Origin of the sequence: Frigidibacter sp. MR17.14 (assembly GCF_037095735.1) — a bacterium.
Classification (GTDB): domain Bacteria; phylum Pseudomonadota; class Alphaproteobacteria; order Rhodobacterales; family Rhodobacteraceae; genus Frigidibacter.
The window spans coordinates 1-16,786 of the sequence record NZ_JBAWKD010000014.1 but is presented as its reverse complement, the minus strand read 5'-3'; the positions used below and the strand labels follow the sequence as shown (position 1 = coordinate 16,786).

Annotated in this window: 12 protein-coding genes and 1 pseudogene; 11 read left to right on the top strand and 2 right to left on the bottom strand. The window is 71.6% G+C overall.

The features are described from left to right. Window positions 1-4 precede the first annotated feature (4 nt). From V8J36_RS20210 to V8J36_RS20190, 5 genes are read left to right on the top strand one after another with little or no spacing between them, the layout of a single operon-like run. Window positions 5-2,083: an ABC transporter ATP-binding protein gene (locus V8J36_RS20210; protein ID WP_336469133.1), complete on the top strand. Its 2,079-nt coding sequence runs from the start codon at window positions 5-7 to the stop codon at window positions 2,081-2,083. Continuing rightward, complete coding sequence (locus tag V8J36_RS20205; RefSeq protein ID WP_336469132.1) at window positions 2,076-3,482, top strand: amidohydrolase family protein; 1,407 nt, start codon at window positions 2,076-2,078, stop codon at window positions 3,480-3,482. Before V8J36_RS20210 ends, V8J36_RS20205 begins: the two co-directional genes overlap by 8 nt. Further along, window positions 3,479-4,411, top strand: coding sequence for a nitrilase-related carbon-nitrogen hydrolase (locus tag V8J36_RS20200; protein WP_336469131.1), 933 nt, complete (start codon window positions 3,479-3,481; stop codon window positions 4,409-4,411). Before V8J36_RS20205 ends, V8J36_RS20200 begins: the two co-directional genes overlap by 4 nt. Further along, window positions 4,408-5,667 (top strand): hydantoinase/carbamoylase family amidase, encoded by a 1,260-nt coding sequence (locus V8J36_RS20195; RefSeq protein WP_336469130.1) that lies wholly within the window; start codon window positions 4,408-4,410, stop codon window positions 5,665-5,667. The genes V8J36_RS20200 and V8J36_RS20195 overlap by 4 nt, the downstream gene beginning before the upstream one ends. Before the next feature lie 8 nt (window positions 5,668-5,675). Continuing rightward, the gene (locus V8J36_RS20190) at window positions 5,676-6,347 is read left to right on the top strand and encodes a cysteine hydrolase family protein (RefSeq protein ID WP_336469129.1); all 672 of its coding nucleotides are present in this window, start codon (window positions 5,676-5,678) and stop codon (window positions 6,345-6,347) included. Here the strand turns inward: V8J36_RS20190 and V8J36_RS20185 are convergent. Continuing rightward, window positions 6,332-7,810, bottom strand: coding sequence for an N-acyl-D-amino-acid deacylase family protein (locus V8J36_RS20185; RefSeq protein WP_336469128.1), 1,479 nt, complete (start codon window positions 7,808-7,810; stop codon window positions 6,332-6,334). The genes V8J36_RS20190 and V8J36_RS20185 overlap by 16 nt on opposite strands. A 162-nt stretch (window positions 7,811-7,972) precedes the next feature. Here V8J36_RS20185 and V8J36_RS20180 point away from each other — a divergent pair, with 162 nt between their 5' ends. From V8J36_RS20180 to V8J36_RS20170, 3 genes are all read left to right on the top strand, one after another. Next, window positions 7,973-9,352, top strand: coding sequence for an MmgE/PrpD family protein (locus tag V8J36_RS20180; protein WP_336469127.1), 1,380 nt, complete (start codon window positions 7,973-7,975; stop codon window positions 9,350-9,352). A 70-nt stretch (window positions 9,353-9,422) separates the two neighbouring features. After that, a complete protein-coding gene (locus V8J36_RS20175; RefSeq protein WP_336469126.1) occupies window positions 9,423-10,388 on the top strand; it encodes a D-2-hydroxyacid dehydrogenase in 966 nt (321 codons plus the stop codon). 50 nt (window positions 10,389-10,438) lie between these two features. Continuing rightward, window positions 10,439-12,859, top strand: a complete 2,421-nt coding sequence (locus V8J36_RS20170) for a GcvT family protein (protein WP_336469125.1) — start codon at window positions 10,439-10,441, stop codon at window positions 12,857-12,859. 49 nt (window positions 12,860-12,908) lie between these two features. Here V8J36_RS20170 and V8J36_RS20165 read toward each other — a convergent pair whose 3' ends face one another. Continuing rightward, window positions 12,909-14,006, bottom strand: a complete 1,098-nt coding sequence (locus V8J36_RS20165; RefSeq protein ID WP_336469124.1) for a pyridoxal phosphate-dependent aminotransferase — start codon at window positions 14,004-14,006, stop codon at window positions 12,909-12,911. A 358-nt stretch (window positions 14,007-14,364) separates the two neighbouring features. On the opposite strand from V8J36_RS20165, the gene V8J36_RS20160 reads away from it, so the two are divergent. The 3 genes and pseudogenes from V8J36_RS20160 to V8J36_RS20150 form a co-directional block, all read left to right on the top strand. Then, entirely contained in the window at window positions 14,365-15,600 is a 1,236-nt protein-coding gene (locus tag V8J36_RS20160) for an aromatic ring-hydroxylating oxygenase subunit alpha (RefSeq protein WP_336469123.1), read from the top strand. 5 nt (window positions 15,601-15,605) lie between these two features. Next, window positions 15,606-16,616: a flavin reductase family protein gene (locus V8J36_RS20155; RefSeq protein ID WP_336469122.1), complete on the top strand. Its 1,011-nt coding sequence runs from the start codon at window positions 15,606-15,608 to the stop codon at window positions 16,614-16,616. A 48-nt stretch (window positions 16,617-16,664) separates the two neighbouring features. Further along, window positions 16,665-16,786 (top strand): annotated as a pseudogene (locus V8J36_RS20150) (electron transfer flavoprotein subunit beta/FixA family protein); the annotation flags it as partial.

The following is a 16,786-nucleotide window of genomic DNA, read 5'->3' as shown; positions in this document are numbered from 1 at the left end:
CGCCATGAGCGCTGCGACCGATCCCCGCCCGACCGACGCCGAGCCGCGCCCGGTGCTCGAATGCCGCAACCTGTGCATCTCCTACGACACGCGGGCCGGAGAGGTCCCGGCGGTCGTCGATTTCAACCTGCGCCTGATGCCGGGGGAATCCCACGGGCTCGTCGGGGAATCGGGCTGCGGCAAGTCCACGATCGCGCTGGCGGTGATGCGCTACCTCGGGCGCAACGGCCGGATCACCGGCGGACAGATCCTGCTCGACGGGCAGGACATGACCGCCATGTCCGAAGCCGAGCTGCGCCGCTTGCGCGGGCGCGACATCGCGATGATCTACCAGGAGCCGATGGCCTCGCTGAACCCGTCGCTTCGGATCCTCGACCAGATGGCCGAGGTCTCGATGACCCATGACGGGATGGACCGGGCCGCGGCCCGCGCCCGCGCGGTCGAGATGCTGGCGCGGGTGCGCCTGCCCGATCCCGAGCGCATCCTGCGCGCCTTCCCCCACCAGCTGTCGGGTGGCCAGCAGCAGCGCATCGTCATCGCGATGGCCCTGCTGTCGAACCCGCGCGTGCTGCTGCTGGACGAGCCGACCACCGCGCTCGACGTGACGGTCGAGGCCGGCATCGTCGAGCTGGTGCGCGAGATCTCGGCCGAGTTCGGCACGGCGATGCTCTACATCTCGCACAACCTGGGCCTGATCCTCGAGACCTGCGAGCGGCTGACCGTGATGTATTCGGGCGAGGCGATCGAGACCGGCCCCGTGGCCGAGGTCTTCTCGAGCATGCGCCATCCCTACACGCGCGGGCTCTTCGCCTCGATGCCGGTGCCCGATGCCGACAAGACCAGCCGCCCGCTGGTGGCGATCCCGGGCCAGCTGCCCACGCCCCGCGACCGGCCGCAAGGCTGCAATTTCGGGCCAAGATGCGAATTCTTCCATGCCGGCACCTGCGATGGCGGACCGGTGCCGATGCGCAGGCTGGGGCAAGGCCGTGCAAGCCGCTGCCTGCGGGTGGACGAGATCGACTGGCGCTCCCCCGTCGCGACCCGTCCCGCGCCGCCCGCCGCCCGCGCGGGCAAGACGATCCTGCAGGTCGACGCCCTGTCGAAATCCTACAACCGCGTCCGCGCCAACCGCGAGCTGACCTTCGAGGCCCGCGAGGCCGAGACGCTGGCGATCGTCGGCGAAAGCGGCTGCGGCAAATCGACCTTCGCACGGATCCTGATGGGACTGGAGGAGGCGAGTTCGGGCAGCGTGACGCTGCGCGGACAGGAACTTGGGAACCGCCGGGTCACCCGGCGCGACCGGCCCACGGTGCGCAGCCTGCAGATGGTGTTCCAGAACCCCTTCGACACGCTCAACCCCAGCCAGACCATCGGCTTCCAGATCGCGCGGGTGATCCGGCGCTTCGGCATCCTGAAGGACGAGGCGCAGATCCGCGAGCGGGTCTTCGAACTCCTCGACACCGTGAAGCTGCCGCGCGAATTCGCGGGCCGCCGGCCGCGCCAGCTGTCGGGCGGACAGAAGCAACGAGTGGGCATCGCGCGGGCCTTCGCGGGCAAGCCCTCGGTCGTGGTCGCCGACGAACCCGTCTCGGCGCTGGACCTGTCGGTGCAGGCGGCGGTGACCGAACTGCTGATGGACATCCAGCGGACCGAGGGCACGACGCTGATCTTCATCAGCCACGACCTGTCGGTGGTGCGCTACATCTCGGACCGGGTGGTGGTGATGTACCTTGGCCGGATCATGGAACAGGGGCGCACCGCCGATGTCTTCGCGCCGCCCTACCATCCCTATACCGAGGCCTTGCTGTCCGCGGTGCCGCTCGCCGACCCGGGGCTGGTCAAGCGGCGCGTGACGCTGGAGGGCGAGATCCCCTCGCCCGCCAACCCGCCCCCGGGCTGCCCGTTCTCGACCCGCTGCCAGCACGTGATCCCCGGTCTCTGCGGCAGCCAGATGCCGCCCGTCCAGACCTTCGAGGCTGGCCACGAAATCGCCTGCCACCTGCCGCGCGAGACCCTGCTGGCGATGCAGCCGATCGTCACGCCCCGGTCGGACACGGCCCCTGCCGGGCACCATGATGCATGAACTCGTGGTCCGCGGTGGCCGGCTGGGCCTGTGCTCAGGCTGGTGCGAGGCGGATCTGGCCGTAGACGATGGCCGGATCACCGCGATCGGCAAGGGCCTCGTCGGCCGGCACGAGATCGCGGCCGACGGGATGTGGGTGCTGCCCGGCGGCGTCGATCCGCATTGCCACGTCGCCCAGCCCGGCTGGGCCGGGCAGGAGATGGCCGAGGGCTTCGCCAGCGCCGGGCGCGCGGCGCTGGCGGGGGGAACAACAACGATCCTGCCCTTCGCCGTGCCCGACGCCGGGCAGGACATGCGCGCGGGCCTCGCGCGCGCGATGGCGCTGGCCGAAGGGGTCTGCCCCGTCGACTACGGCTTCCACGCGGTCTCGACCATGGCGGCGGGTGACCCCGGTGCGCAGATGCCCGGGCTGGTGGCGGCGGGCGTGACCTCGGTCAAGGCCTTCACGACCTACGAGGGCTTCGCCGTCACCGACGCCTGGCTGCTGGCGCTGATGGATGCCGCGGCGGCAGCCGGGGCGCTTGTGATGGTGCATCCCGAAAACGACGCGATCGTGGCGCACGCCACGGCCGGGCTGATCGCCTCGGGACGGACCGGGCTGGCTTGGCACGCGGCCTCGCGCCCCGAACTGGCCGAGGTCGAGGCGATCGGCCGCGTCGCGGCGCTCGCCCGGACCAGCGGCGCGAGGGTGAAGATCGTCCATGTCTCGGGGGCCGGCGCGCTGGCGGCGGTGCGGCAAGGCCGGGCGCTGGGGGCGCGGCTTCTGGCCGAAACCTGCCCCCAGTACCTGTTCCAGCCCGATGCCCCTGCCGATGACGCTGCCGCCGCGCGCCACCTCTTTTCTCCGCCCGCGCGCGGAGCGGGTGCCGTGCCCGCGCTTTGGCAGGGGCTCGAGCAGGGCGCGATCGAGATCTGGTCGTCCGACCATTCGCCCCATGCGCTTTCGGGCAAGCTCGATGGCGACGGTCCCGCGCGGTTCGACCGCGCGATCAGCGGTGTGCCGGGGCTGCAGACGCGCCTGCCGCTTCTGTTCAGCGAGGGCCTCGTCACCGGGCGGATCGACCTGCCGCGCTATCTCGAGCTTGCCGGGGCCGCCGCGGCCCGCGCCTATGGCCTGCCCGGAAAGGGCCGGATCGCGCCCGGGGCCGATGCCGATCTCGTGCTCTGGGATCCCGCCCGGCGAGGGCGGATCCGCGATGCCGACCAGCACTCGGCCGCCGGCTATTCGCCCTTCGACGGGCGCGAGGTGACGGGCTGCCCCGTCACCGTCCTTCTGCGCGGCGAGATCGCCCACGAGGCGGCCGCTGCGGCCCCCTTCCCCGGCCCCGCCCGGGGCCGCTTCCTGCATCGCGCGCCCCTGACCCGGCCCGCCCCCCTTCCCGAGGAGATCCAGCCATGACCCGCAGCCTGCCGGTCGCCGTATGCCAATGCGGACCGATCCGCCGCGACGAAACCCGCGCGGAGGTCGTCGCGCGGCTCGTCGCCATGCTCGAACGGGCGGCGGCGGGCGGCGCGAGACTGGCGCTCTTTCCCGAGATGGCGCTGACCACCTTCTTCCCGCGCTGGGATCTCGAGGACGACGCTGAGATCGCGGGATACTACGAGACCGAGATGCCCTCGGCCGAGACGCGGCCGCTGTTCGACGCCGCGCGGCGGCTGAAGATCGGCTTCGCGCTCGGCTATTGCGAGGCGGTGATCGAAGAGGGCCGCGCGCGGCGGTTCAACAGCATGGTGCTGGTGGGCGACGACGGCGCGGTGATCGGCCTCTACCGCAAGATGCATGTCCCCGGGTCCGAGACCCCCGAACCCGGGGTCACCGTGCATCTCGAGCGCAAGTATTTCGAACCCGGCAACCTCGGCTTCCCGGTCTTCGAGTTTCAGGGCGTCCGGATCGGCATGCTGATCTGCAACGACCGCCGCTGGCCCGAGGCCTACCGCATGCTCCGTCTTGCCGGGGCCGAGATGGTTCTGATCGGCTACAACACGCCGCTCCTGCTGACTGAGACGCCGCGGCTGGCGCATCTGCGGATGTTCCACAACCACCTGCCGATGCAGGCGGGCGCCTATCAGAACACGATGTGGGTCGCGGCGGCGGCCAAGGCGGGACTTGAAGAGGGACAGGCGCTGATCGGCGGCAGCTGCATCATCGCGCCCTCGGGCGAGATCGTGGCGCAGGTCGCGTCGCTGGAGGACGAGGTGATCGTGCATCACGCCGATCTCGACATGAATGCCGAATGCGCCCGGGCCGGGTTCGACCTTGCGCGCTATCGCCGTCCCTCGGAATACGCGCTGATCGCGGCCGAGCCCGCCGCGGCCGGTCGGGAATGAGCGCGGGCGGCGAGCTGGCCGGGGCGCTTCTGGCCCGGATGGCGGCGGACAGCGCCGCCCATCCCGGCGTCACCCGCGCCGCCTTCGGCACGGGCGAACAGATGGCCCATGACCTCGTGTCCGCAGCGGCTGCGCGGCTTGGCGCCGAGGTCGCCCCGGACGCCTTCGGGAACCTGTGGATGACGCTTCCGGGGCGGGACCGCGACCTGCCCGCGATCGTCATCGGCTCGCATCTCGACAGCGTGCCGCATGGCGGCAATTTCGACGGCGCGGCGGGTGTCGCCGCCGGCCTCGGCGTGATGGCCGAGCTGGTTGCGCGCGACATCCTGCCGCCCCGCGACCTGCGGGTCGTGGCCTTCCGCGCCGAGGAAGCCGCCTGGTTCCCGCTGTCCTATCCGGGCAGCGCCGCGGCGCTCGGCCAGCTCGACCCCGCCGCGCTCGAGGCCTGCCGCGCCGATACCGGCCTGAGCCTTGGCCGGCACATGGCCGAGGCGGGCTTCGACCCCGCGCGGCTTGCGCCCGGCGTGCCGCTGGTCGATGCCGCCCGCATCGCCGCCTACATCGAACCGCATATCGAGCAGGGCCCGCGGCTGATCGCGCGGGGCGTGCCGGTGGGCATCGTCAGCGCGATGGCGGGCGGATGGCGCTTCCCGGCGGCGCGGATCATCGGCCAGTATGCCCATTCCGGGGCCGAGCCGCGGTTCTCGCGCCGCGATGTCGTGCCCGCCTTCGCAAGCCTCGTGCAGGCGCTCGAGGGCGAATGGGACCGGATCGAGGCCACCGGCACCGAGGCCACGATCACCATCGGCCGGGTGGAAAGCAACCCCGCCCAGCACGGCGGCAGCCGGGTGCTGGGCGAACTGGGCTTCACGCTCGACCTGCGCACCGGCGACGAGGCCCTTCTCGCGGCGCTGCCGGGCCGGGTGGCGGAGATCGCCGCGCAGGTCGCCTCGGCGCGGGGGGTGGGCATCGACCTCGGCCACTCGTTCGGCTGGGCCGCGGCCGCGATGGATCCCGCGCTCTCCGCCGGGATCGAGGACGCGGCGCGCGCGCTCGGGCACGAGCTGCCGTGGCTGAGCTGCGGCGCCGGGCACGATGCGGCGAGCTTCGTCGCGGCCGGTGTGCCCAGCGCGATGCTGTTCCTGCGCAACGCCAACGGCAGCCACAACCCCGACGAGGCGATGGAGATCGCCGACCTTGCCGTGGCCATCGACATCCTGACCCGCTTCGTCACGCAGTTCCCCTCTTCCCGCTGAGGACAGCCATGCACCTTTCGCCCACCGCCACCGCCGTCCTGGCGATCGACCTGCAGAACGAATACCGCCCCGGCGCGCTCTGGGCGGTCGAGGGCTACGACACCGTCCTGGCAAATGCCGCGGCGCTGATGGCGGCGGCGCGTGCGGCAGGGCTGTCCGTCTTCCATGCGCAGGCCTCGGTCGCGCCCGCAGAGCGCGACGCCTATGCGTTGCAGGAGGCGACGATCAGCGAAGACATGCGGTCCGCCGTCGAGGGGTCCGAAGGGGCCGCGATCTGTGCCGAGGTCGCGCCGCATCCCGGCGACGAACTGGTGATCAAGCACTGGCCGAGCGCGTTCCGCGAGACCGATCTCGAGGCCCGTCTGCGGGCGCGCGGGATCGACACGCTGGTCGTCGCGGGCGTGCTGACCGACAGTTGCGTCACCGGCACCGTCTTCGATGCGGTCTATGCGGGCTTCCGGGTCTGGCTGGTGAAGGAGGCCTGCGGCAGCATGACCGGCCACATGCACCGCACCGGCATGCTCGACATGGCCAACCGGCTCTACGGCGGCGGCGTGCTGCGGCAGGCGGCGGCGGTGGCGGCGATCGGCGGGGCCGAGCTGCAGGGCTGGCGCTGCACCCGGCCCGTCGAATTCGCCTTCACCGCCGCGACGGTCGACGCGCTTTACGACAGTCTCTGACGGCTGCCGTCGGGCGCCTCGGGGCGCAGGACCCGTCCGGGGCGGGCCGCGGTCGCGGCGCCCCCGGTCCAGACCAGCGTGCCGTTGACGAAGACCTCCTCGATCCCGCGCGCGGGCGTGTCGGGATCCTCGAAGGTCGCCAGATCGATCACCGTCGCGGGATCGAAGACCACGAGATCCGCCGCATGGCCGACCCGCAGCAGGCCGCGGTCGGTCATGCCGAATTCCTCGGCCGGCAGGCCGGTCATCCGGCGGACCGCCTCCTCGAGCGGCATCAGGCCGAGGTCGCGGGCATAATGGCCCAGCACGCGCGGGAAGGTACCCCAGAGCCGGGGATGGGGATGCACGTCATGGGGCAGCCCGTCCGAGCCGATCATCGTGCGCGGGTGGCGCAGGATGGCCTGCACGTCGCCTTCGTCGAGCTGGAAGTAGACCGCCCCCGCGGGCAGCAGCCTGATCCCCGCCTCGCGTTCGCTGACCCCCCACTCGCGGGCGATGTCGGCCAGTTCGCGCCGGGCCATCTCGGGATGGGGATCGGACCAGGTGACGAGGATGCGCAGCCCGGTGTCGCAGCGTTCGAGCCGCAGGACGGTCGAGCTGGCGGCGTAGGGATACACGTCCATGCCGATCTCGATCTCCTCGCGCGCCCGGTCGATCCGCGCCAGCGATGGCACGGCCTTGCCGTGGTTCATCGCGCCCGTGCACTGGTGGTGCGATATGACCAGCCGTCCGCCCGCCGCGCCCGCGATGTCGATCGCCTCTTCGAGGGCCTCGTCCATCGTCTCGAAATAGTTGCGGGTGTGGGTGACGTAGGGCCCGCCCCGCGCCGCCGCGATCCGCGCCAGCGCGATGACCTCGTCCGTGGAAGAGCCCACCGCCGGCGGATAGTCGAGACCCGACGACAGGCCGAAGGCGCCTTCGGCCATCGCGACGTCCAGCAGCACGGCCATTGCCTCGGTCTCGGCCGGGGTGGCAGGCAGGCGGGTGTCGGCCAGCACCGACTGACGCAGCGTGGTGTGACCGCACAGCAGCGCCGCGTTGGTCGCGATCCCCGCCCCTTCCAGCGCCGCCACGTAATCGGCGAAGCGCGCGAAGCGGAAGCTGCCGGGGCCGCCCACCAGGGTGAAGGGGGGCGGCGGCGTGCCCTCGATGCTGAGGGGCGCAATGCTGATGCCGCAGTTTCCGGCGATGACCGTGGTCACGCCCTGGCTGATCTTGGGCACCATGCCGTCCGCCTGCAGAAGCGCGCCGTCGTCATGGGTGTGCACGTCGATGAAGCCGGGGGCAAGCGCGCGGCCGCGCAGGTCGATCTCGCGCGCGGCGCGGCGCTCGCCGATCTGGCCGATGGCGGTGATGCGACCATCCCGGATCGCGAGATCGCCCTCGATCGAGGGGGCGCCGCTGCCGTCGATGAGACGGGCGTTGCGCAGGATCAGGTCGTCTTGGGGCATGTCGGCGGTCATCTTGGCCTCTGGTTCGCGACGGCGGGCGGGAGTCTCAAGCAATAGTCGGGCCCGGCCCGGGGTGGTGCGCATTTTTCGGGGCCTATGCCCGCGAAGTTGTTGCGTGAAGCCGCAAGGCGCAAACCCCTAAGGTCGGCCAGAGCCCGAAAGCCCGAGATGACGATGGCCGAGACAGAGACCCGCGCGGACCAAGGCACCACCCTCGACCGGGTTGCGGCCTTCGCGCTGAACCTCGCCATCGAGGACATCCCCTCCGACGTGCTGGCACGCATGGCGGTGCTGATGCTCGACACGCTGGGAGTCGGCGCGGCCGCGGTCGGGATGGAGGCGGGCCGCATCGCCCGCGAGACGGCGCTGGCCCTCTATGGCGCGGGACCGGGCGGCTGGAGCGCGCCGATGCTCTTCGACGGGCGCATCGCCAGCACCGCCGGGGCCGCCTTCGCGTTGGCGAGCCAGATCGACAACCTCGACGCCCATGACGGCTACAACCCCACCAAGGGCCACACCGGCGTCGCGATCTTTCCCGCGCTTCTGGCGCTGGCCGGTCGGCATCCCGCCATGAGCGGCCCCGCGGCGCTGGCCGCGGCCACGGTCGGCTACGAGATCGCCGGGCGGGCGGCGACCGCGCTGCACGCCACGGTCGGCGACTACCACACCTCGGGCGCGTGGAACGCGCTCGGCGTCGCCGCCATGGCCGCGCGGATCGAGGGCATGGGGCCCGCGACGCTGCGCGAGGCTCTGGGCATCGCCGAGTTTCATGGCCCCCGCAGCCAGATGATGCGCGAGATCGCGACGCCGACCATGCTGCACGACGGATCTGGCATGGGCGCGCTGATCGGGATCTCGGCCGCGGTGATGGCGGGGCTGGGCTTCACCGGCGCGCCGGCCGTCACCGTCGAGGCGCCCGAAGTCGCGGGCGACTGGGCCGATCTGGGCCGGCACTGGCAGGTGCCGCTCTACTACATCAAGCCCTATCCGGTCTGCCGCTGGGCGCATGCCGCGATCGACGGCACCCGCGCGATCCGCCTCGCCCACCGGCTCGACCCCGACCGCATCGCCGCGATCGAGGTCGAAAGCTTCGCCTATGCGGCGGATCTGTTCGCGGGCCTGCCCGAGACCAGTTCGAAGGCCCAGTACGGGCTGCCCTTCGCGGTGGCGGTCATGGCGGTGCATGGCGAGATCGGCGTCGGGCACATCACCGGCGCGGGGCTGACCGACGCGCGCGTCATCGAGATGCTGAAACGCGTCAGCGTGACGGCCAGCGCGCGCTTCACCGATCGCTACCCGGCCGAACGGCGCGCCGAGGTCACGATCCGCACCACCGACGGCGCGGTGCTGCGCTCGGGCGACATCCACGCCCGCGGCGGCCCCGAGGCGCCGATGGCCGAGGCCGAGATCCTCGAGAAATACCATCGCTACGCCGATCCGGTCCTGGGCGAGACCCGGGCGCGTGCGATCCACGACGCTGTGCTGGGCCTGACCGCGCCCGGCGCGCGCCTTGCCGATCTGCTGCCATTGCTGACCGAAGGGGTCGCCGCATGACCGGGGCGGACAGGCGCTGGACAGGACCCGCCACCCCGGCGACATCGACGGCAGAGGCCATGACGGAAGGATGTCGATGATGGATGTGGTGATGCTGACCGACGCGGGCGAAACGGCCCGCGCGATCGTCGAGCGCGAGGCGCCCGGCACGACCGTTCACCTGTGCGACCGCTACGATGCGCTCGAGGGCCTGCTGGCAGCCACCGCGGCCCCGGTGGTCTACGCCACCAAATTCGCCGGCGGCGCGGGCTTCCCGCGCGCGGCACTGATGGCCGCGCCGGCGCTGCGCTGGATCTCGGTCGGCGGGTCGGGAACCGATCACCTCGCGCCCTGGGACCCGTCCCGGCTGACCGTGACGAACGCGGCCGGGGTCTCGGCCGGGATGATGGCCGAATACGTGATCGGCATGATGCTGTCCTTCTCGCTCGACCTCGCGGGCCATGCCCGGCGGCAGGCGGCGCGCGACTGGGCGCCGGCGAAGGTCGCCCCGGTGGCGGGGCGGCGCATGCTGATCCTGGGCCTTGGCGCCACCGGCATCGCGGTCGCTGTGCGGGCGAAGGCGATGGGCATGACCGTCGCGGGGCTGCGCGCGCGGCCGGTGCCGACGCCTCCGCTGGACGAGGTGCACGGGATCGACGCGCTGACGGCCGAGCTGGCCCGGGCCGACGTTCTCGTCTGCTGCCTGCCGCTGACGGATGCGACCCGCGGGATGATCGACGCGGCCGCGCTCGCGGCGCTGCCGCGGGGCGCGATCCTGATCGACCTGTCGCGCGGCGGCGTGGTGGACGAGCCCGCCCTGCTTCAGGCGCTGAACGACGGGCATCTTGCCGGCGCGGCGCGCGATGTCTTCACGACCGAACCCCTGCCGCCCGAGCATCCGCTCTGGCAGGCCCCGAACCTGCGCATCACGCCCCATTGCTCGGCCGTCTGGGACGGCTGGGAAGAGGCGGCGATCGCCATGTTCGCCCGCAACCTGCGCCGCTGGCGCGCGAATGAACCGCTGGCCAACGTCGTCGACCCGGCGCGCGGCTACTGAAACCCGGCGCCGGTCGCGGCGCCCGGGGACCCCAAGGAAGGACCACGAGAATGAGAACCCACAGTCAGGCCGTCGTCATCGGGGGGGGCCTCGTCGGATGCTCGATCCTCTATCACCTGACGAAGCTGGGCTGGACCGACGTGGTCCTTCTCGAGCGATCGGAGCTCACTTCGGGCTCGACCTGGCACGCGGCCGCGAACATCCACGGCCTGCATGACAGCACCAACATCAGCCGCATGCAGCATTACACCATGCAGCTCTACAAGGCGCTGGAGCAGGAGACCGGGCAGAGCTGCGGCATCTTCCAGCCCGGATCGCTCTACCTCGCCCAGACCGTCGAGCGCGAGCACCAGCTGCGCCTGCAGGCCGCCAAGGCCCGCCGCTACGGCATGAACTTCCACGAGATCAACCGCGACGAGGCCGAGCGCCTGCACCCGCTGGTCGATTTCGACGGCATCCGCTGCATCATGTTCGAACCCGACGGCGGCAATGTCGATCCCTCGGGCGTGACCCACGCCTATGCCGCCGGCGCGCGCCAGAACGGCGCCGAGATCCACCGCTTCACGCCGGTCACCGCGACCGAGGCGCAGCCCGACGGCAGCTGGATCGTGCGCACGCCGAACGGCGACATCCATACGCAATGGGTGATCAACGCCGCGGGTCTCTGGGCGCGCGAGGTCGCGGCCATGGCGGGGATCGAGCTGCCGCTGATGCCCACCGAGCACCAGTATTTCGTGACCGAGACCATCCCCGCCGTCGCCGGCCTCGGGCGCCGGCTGCCCTCGGTCGCGGACCGGGACGGCGAATACTACCTGCGCCAGGAAGGTCACGGCCTGCTGGTCGGGGCCTATGAGCGCGACATGAAGTTCTGGGCCGAACAGGGCACGCCCCCCGATTTCGGCCACGAGCTCTTCGCCGACGACCTCGAACGGATCGAGCCCAACATGATGCGCGCCATCGACCGGGTGCCGGCCGTGGGCGAGGCCGGGATCAAGCGGGTGATCAACGGCCCGATGATCTGGTCGCCCGACAGCTCGGCCCTGTTCGGCCCGGTGCCGGAGCTGCGCAACTACTTCTGCTGCAACGGGATCATCCCGGGCTTCTCGCAATCTGGGGGCCTGGGCCGGCTGGCGGCGGAATGGATGGTCGAGGGCGAACCCTCGCTCGACATGTTCGGCTGGGACCTGGCGCGCTTCGGCGCCTGGGCGGGGCGCGACTTCACCCGCGCCCGCGTGCAGGACCAGTACAGCCACCGCTTCAAGATCCACTTCCCCAACGAGGAGCGCGCCGCCGGCCGCCCCGCCCGCACCCGCCCCGCCTACGAGATGCAGGCCGGAATGGGGGCGATCTTCGGCCTGGCCGCCGGCTGGGAGCATCCGCTGTGGTTCTCGGCACCGGGCGAGCCGCGCGAGGAGACGGCGGGCTTCACCCGCCAGAACTGGTGGGATCCGGTCGGCCGCGAGGCCCGGATGCTGCGCGACTGCGCGGGCATCGTCGACATCTCGACCTACGCGCGCTACGAGGTCACCGGCCCCGGCGCGGCCGACTGGCTCGACGCGGTCTTCGCCAACCGCATCCCCGCGAAGGTCGGCCGCTCCTGCCTGACGCCGTTGATCGGCAAGCGCGGCGGCGTCGCCGGCGACTTCACCGTGACTCGGCTGGCCGAGGAGGAATTCCTCGTCATCGGCTCTGGCATGGCCGAGCGCTATCACCAGCGCTTCTTCGCCCAGGTGCCGCTGCCCGCGGGCACGACCTTCCGCTCGGTCAGCGACACGACCTGCGGCTTCGCCGTCGCGGGTCCGCGCTCGCGCGAGCTGCTGGCCGGGCTGACCGAGGCCGATCTCTCGACCGCGGCCTTCCCGTTCTTCCGCTCGGCGCGGATCACGGTCGCGGGCGTGCCGGTCGTGGCGCTGCGCGTCTCCTATACCGGCGACCTCGGGTGGGAGCTGCACTGTGCCGCCGCCGACCAGGCGGCGCTCTACCAGGCGCTGACCACGGCGGCGACGGCGATCGGCGCGGGGCCGGTGGGTTCGCGCGCGGTGGGCTCGCTCCGGCTCGAGAAGGGCTACGGCCGCTGGGGCGGCGAATATTCGCCCGAATACTGGCCGCAGGAATGCGGGCTCGAGGGGCTGGTGAAGACCGACAAGGGCGAATTCCTCAACCGTGATGCCTATCTCGAGATCGCGGACAAGCCCGCGCGCTCGCGGCTCGTGATGCTGCGGATCGAGGTCGGCGACGCGGATGCGACCGGGGGCGAGCCGATCTTCCTGGCCGATGGCACGCCGGCGGGCCATGTCAGCTCGGGCGGCTACGGCTACGGCGTCGGGGCGTCGCTGGCGATGGGCTACATCACCGAGGGCCTCGCGGGTCCGGGCGATATGGTCGACGTGGCGATCCTGGGGCAGCCGCACCGGGCCGAGATCCTCGCCCGTCCGCCCTTCGACCCCGAAGGCGCACGCCTGAGGGCCTGAACAGAGGGGGCGCCGCGCGCCGGCGCCCCCTTTCCCCGCGCGCCGCGGGTCAGCCCCGGGCGCGCGCCATGATCTCGGCGGTGCGCGCCATGGCGTCGGGTGCGCCGACCGTCACCCGCAGGCAGTGACCCAGCCCGTAGCCGCCCATCGGGCGCACATGGATCCCCGCCGCGCGCAGGGCGGCATCGACGCGCGCCGCCGTGGCGCTGTCGGCGAAGGGCACCAGAACGAAGTTCGTGGCCGAGGCGACGGGTGACAGCCCGTCCGCCTCCAGCGCGGCGACGAAGGCGTCGCGCCGCGCCGCCGTGACGGCGACGGTGGCGCGCATATGGGCGCGGTCCGCCATGGCGGCCGCGGCCGCCGCCTGGCTCGCCACGGGGATGTTGTTCGGGTTCAGAAGCTTGCGCACCTCCTGCGCGACGGCCGGCGGGAAAAGCCCCCAGCCCACCCGCGCGCCCGCCAACCCGTAGGCCTTCGAGAAGCTGCGCAGCACACAGAGGTTGCGGACCTCGGCCACCCGCGCGAAGAGCGGATCGTGGTCCTGCTCGTCGAATTCGCCATAGGCCTGGTCGATCACTAGCAGGACGGTCGGGGGCAGCCGCTCGTGCAGGGCCAGAAGAGTGGCATTCGGCAGGCGCGTGCCGGTGGGATTGCCCGGATTGCACAGGAAGACGATGCGGGTGGCGGGCGTCACCGCGGCCAGCACCGCCTCGGGATCGATGGCGTAGCGGGTTTCGGGGGCCGCGACGAAGCGCGCGCCCGCCTGTGCCGCGGCGCTGCGCACGAAGAGATAGCCGAACTCGGTGCCCAGAACCTCGTCCCCCGGCCCGGCGAAGGCCCGGACCAGCGCGCCGATCAGCTCCATCGACCCCGCGCCGCACAGGATGTCCCCGGGCGCTATGCCATGGGCGACGGCGATCGCCTCGCGCAGCGCGGCCCAGTCGGGATCTGGATAGAGCGCGGTGCCCGCGAGCGCCGCCGCGGCGGCCGCCAGCGCGGCCGGGCTGGCCGGGCAGCAGCTTTCGTTCTGCGCCAGCGAGACCGCGCCCTCGGGCAGCGGATCGGCCAGCGCATAGGCCGCGAGCGTCGCCACGCCCGGCGTCGGTCGCGGCGGGGTGTCGGCAGCTTTGGGGGAAAGGTCGCTCATCGTCGGGTCTCTCGGCATCGGTTTGGCGGGATCGGCGCACCATAGGCGGGCACGGCGCGGCGGCGCAGGAAATAATCGCGGCCAAAGACCCGATGCCGCAGGGGTCAAGCCGCCATCGCGTCGCGGCGGGCCTGTGGCGCAATTATAAAATCTACATAAAATCAATGAACTGCCGTCAGGCGCTTTGCCTCCACCCCGGGATGCCCCTGCCCCAGATGACCCAAGCGGTGCCGCAAGACCCCTTGTCTTGTGCCCGCCCGACGAGGCTAATCCGCTTCGGGTCGGGGCAGGCGCCGCCTCTCCGTACCCGGCAAGGATCCAGCGCAGAGTTCGACCGCGGCATCAGGGGGCCGTCACCATGATCAAGGATCGCGTCAATCAGCTTCTGCAGGAACGCCAGCGCGGCTTTTCCCTGCCGGGCGCCTTCTATGTCGATGACGACATGTTCGAGGCCGACCTCGAGGCCGTCTTCGCCACCGACTGGCTCTTCGCCGGCTCGGTGGCCGAGATCCGCGGCCCGGGCGACTACATCACGATGGAGATCGGCCGCGACAGCATCGTGATCCTGCGCGATCGTGAGGGCGAGGTGCGGGCCTTCTTCAACACCTGCCGCCACCGCGGCTCGCGCCTGTGCCTGCACGAGACGGGGCGCGCCAACCGCATCGTCTGCCCCTACCACCAGTGGGTCTACGAGCTCGACGGCTCGCTGATCAACGCGCGCCAGATGCCGGAGGGCTTCGATCGCGCCTCCCACGGCCTGCACCCGGTCCATGTCGAGGTGATCTGCGGCCTGATCTACGTCTGCCTGGCCGAGACGCCCCCCTCTCTCGAGAAGTTCCGCAAGACCGTCACCCCCTACATCGCGCCCCACCAGCCGGACCGCACCAAGGTCGCCTTCTTCTCGACGATCATCGAGGAGGCGAACTGGAAGCTGGTGATCGACAACAACCGCGAGTGCTACCACTGCGCGGGCAACCATCCGGCGCTGCTGGTGACGCTGGTCGAATTCGCCTTGCCGGACGATCCGGCGGCAAACGCCACCTTCAAGGGGCTGATGGACCGCTCGACCGCGCGCTGGGACGGGCTCGGGCTGCCCCATGCCCCTGCCGACGGCGGGACCGAGTTCCGCTGCATCCGCCTGCCCTTCAACGACGACTGCCTGTCCTTCACCATGGACGGCAAGCCCGCCTGCAACAAGCTGCTGGCCGATTTCACCGAGCCGGATCTCGGCTCGGTGCGGATGTTCCGGGTGCCCAACAACTGGAACCACTTCCTGTCCGACCACATCCTGCACTTCCGGGTGCTGCCGCTGTCGGCCAACCGTACCGCGGTCAAGACCACCTGGCTCGTGCACGAGGACGCGGTCGAGGGGGTCGACTACGACCTCAAGCGCCTGACCGAGGTCTGGACCGAGACCAACGACGAAGACCGCATCCTGGCCGAGAACAACCACAAGGGCGTGCGCTCGCGCGCCTATCAGCCCGGCCCGCTGGCGCCCTCGGAGTTCATGCTCAACAACTTCGCCGACTGGTATTGCACCAAGATGGCCGACTGGGCGGGCGGCCCGGGCGGGCGCCGGATCGCGGCGGAGTGACCCGGATGCTGGAACTGACCTGCACCGCCGTCCGCGACGAGACGCCGACGGTCAAGACCTTCTCCTTCGCCAGCACCGCACCGGTGACCTTCGAGCCGGGCCAGGCGGTGGCGCTGGGGGTGGATCATGGCGGCGCGACCGCTTGGCGCAGCTTCTCGATCTCGGGCCGGGCCCCGGGGGGCGGCATCGAGATGACGATCAAGGCCCAGGCGCCCGGTGGGGTGACGGCGGGCCTGCACGCGGGGCTGAAGCCGGGGATGACGGTCACGGCCCGCCCGCCACGGGGCGGCTTCACACTGGCGCTGCGTTCGGGCGCGCCCCTCGCGCTGGTGTCGGCCGGGTCCGGTGCGACACCGCTGGTCGCCATGCTGCGCCATCTCGCCCAGACCGACCCCGGGGCGGACGTGCTTTGGGTGCATGCCGCCCGCGACGAGGCCGAGATCCTCTTCGCCGCCGAGATCGCCCGGCTGCAACAGCTCATGCCCCGGCTCGAGGCGCGCGTCGTGCTGAGCCGGCCCGGGCGCGGCTGGCTGGGCTTTCGCGGGCGCGTCACCCGCCGGCTGATGTCGGTCATGGCGCCCGATCTTGCCGCGCGCGAGCTTTTCTGTTGCGGCCCTGCCGCCTTCATGTCCGAACTGCGGCGCATCCACCGCGCAGAGGGCGCCCCGGCCGGGCAGTTCCATTGCGAAAGCTTCGGCGCCGCCATGGCGCCGGCCCCGGCCGCGCCGCCCGAACCGGCCGGCGCCGGGGCGGCGCCGCTGCACAGCCTGCAGGTCAACGCCCGCCGTCTTGGCGTCCGGGCGGGAGAGACGGTGCTTCAGGCAAGCCTGCGGCAGGGGGTGATCATCCCCTGCGGCTGCGGCGAGGGGCAGTGCGGCACCTGCATGGTCAGCCTGACCAGCGGCCGGGTCGAGATGCGCCACCAGGGCGGTATTACCGCCGAGGAGGAAGCGGCCGGCCGGATTCTCGCCTGCTCGAGCCGCCCGCTGTCGGATATCGAGATCCGGCTCGACTAGACCGGGCGGCACCGGCGATCCGGCCGCCCCGAACTTCTGGAGCATCAGATGAAGATCCTCGTGCCCGTGAAACGGGTGATCGACTACAACGTGAAGGTCCGCGTGAAGGCGGACGGATCGGGCGTCGATCTGGCCAACGTGAAGATGTCGATGAACCCCTTCGACGAGAT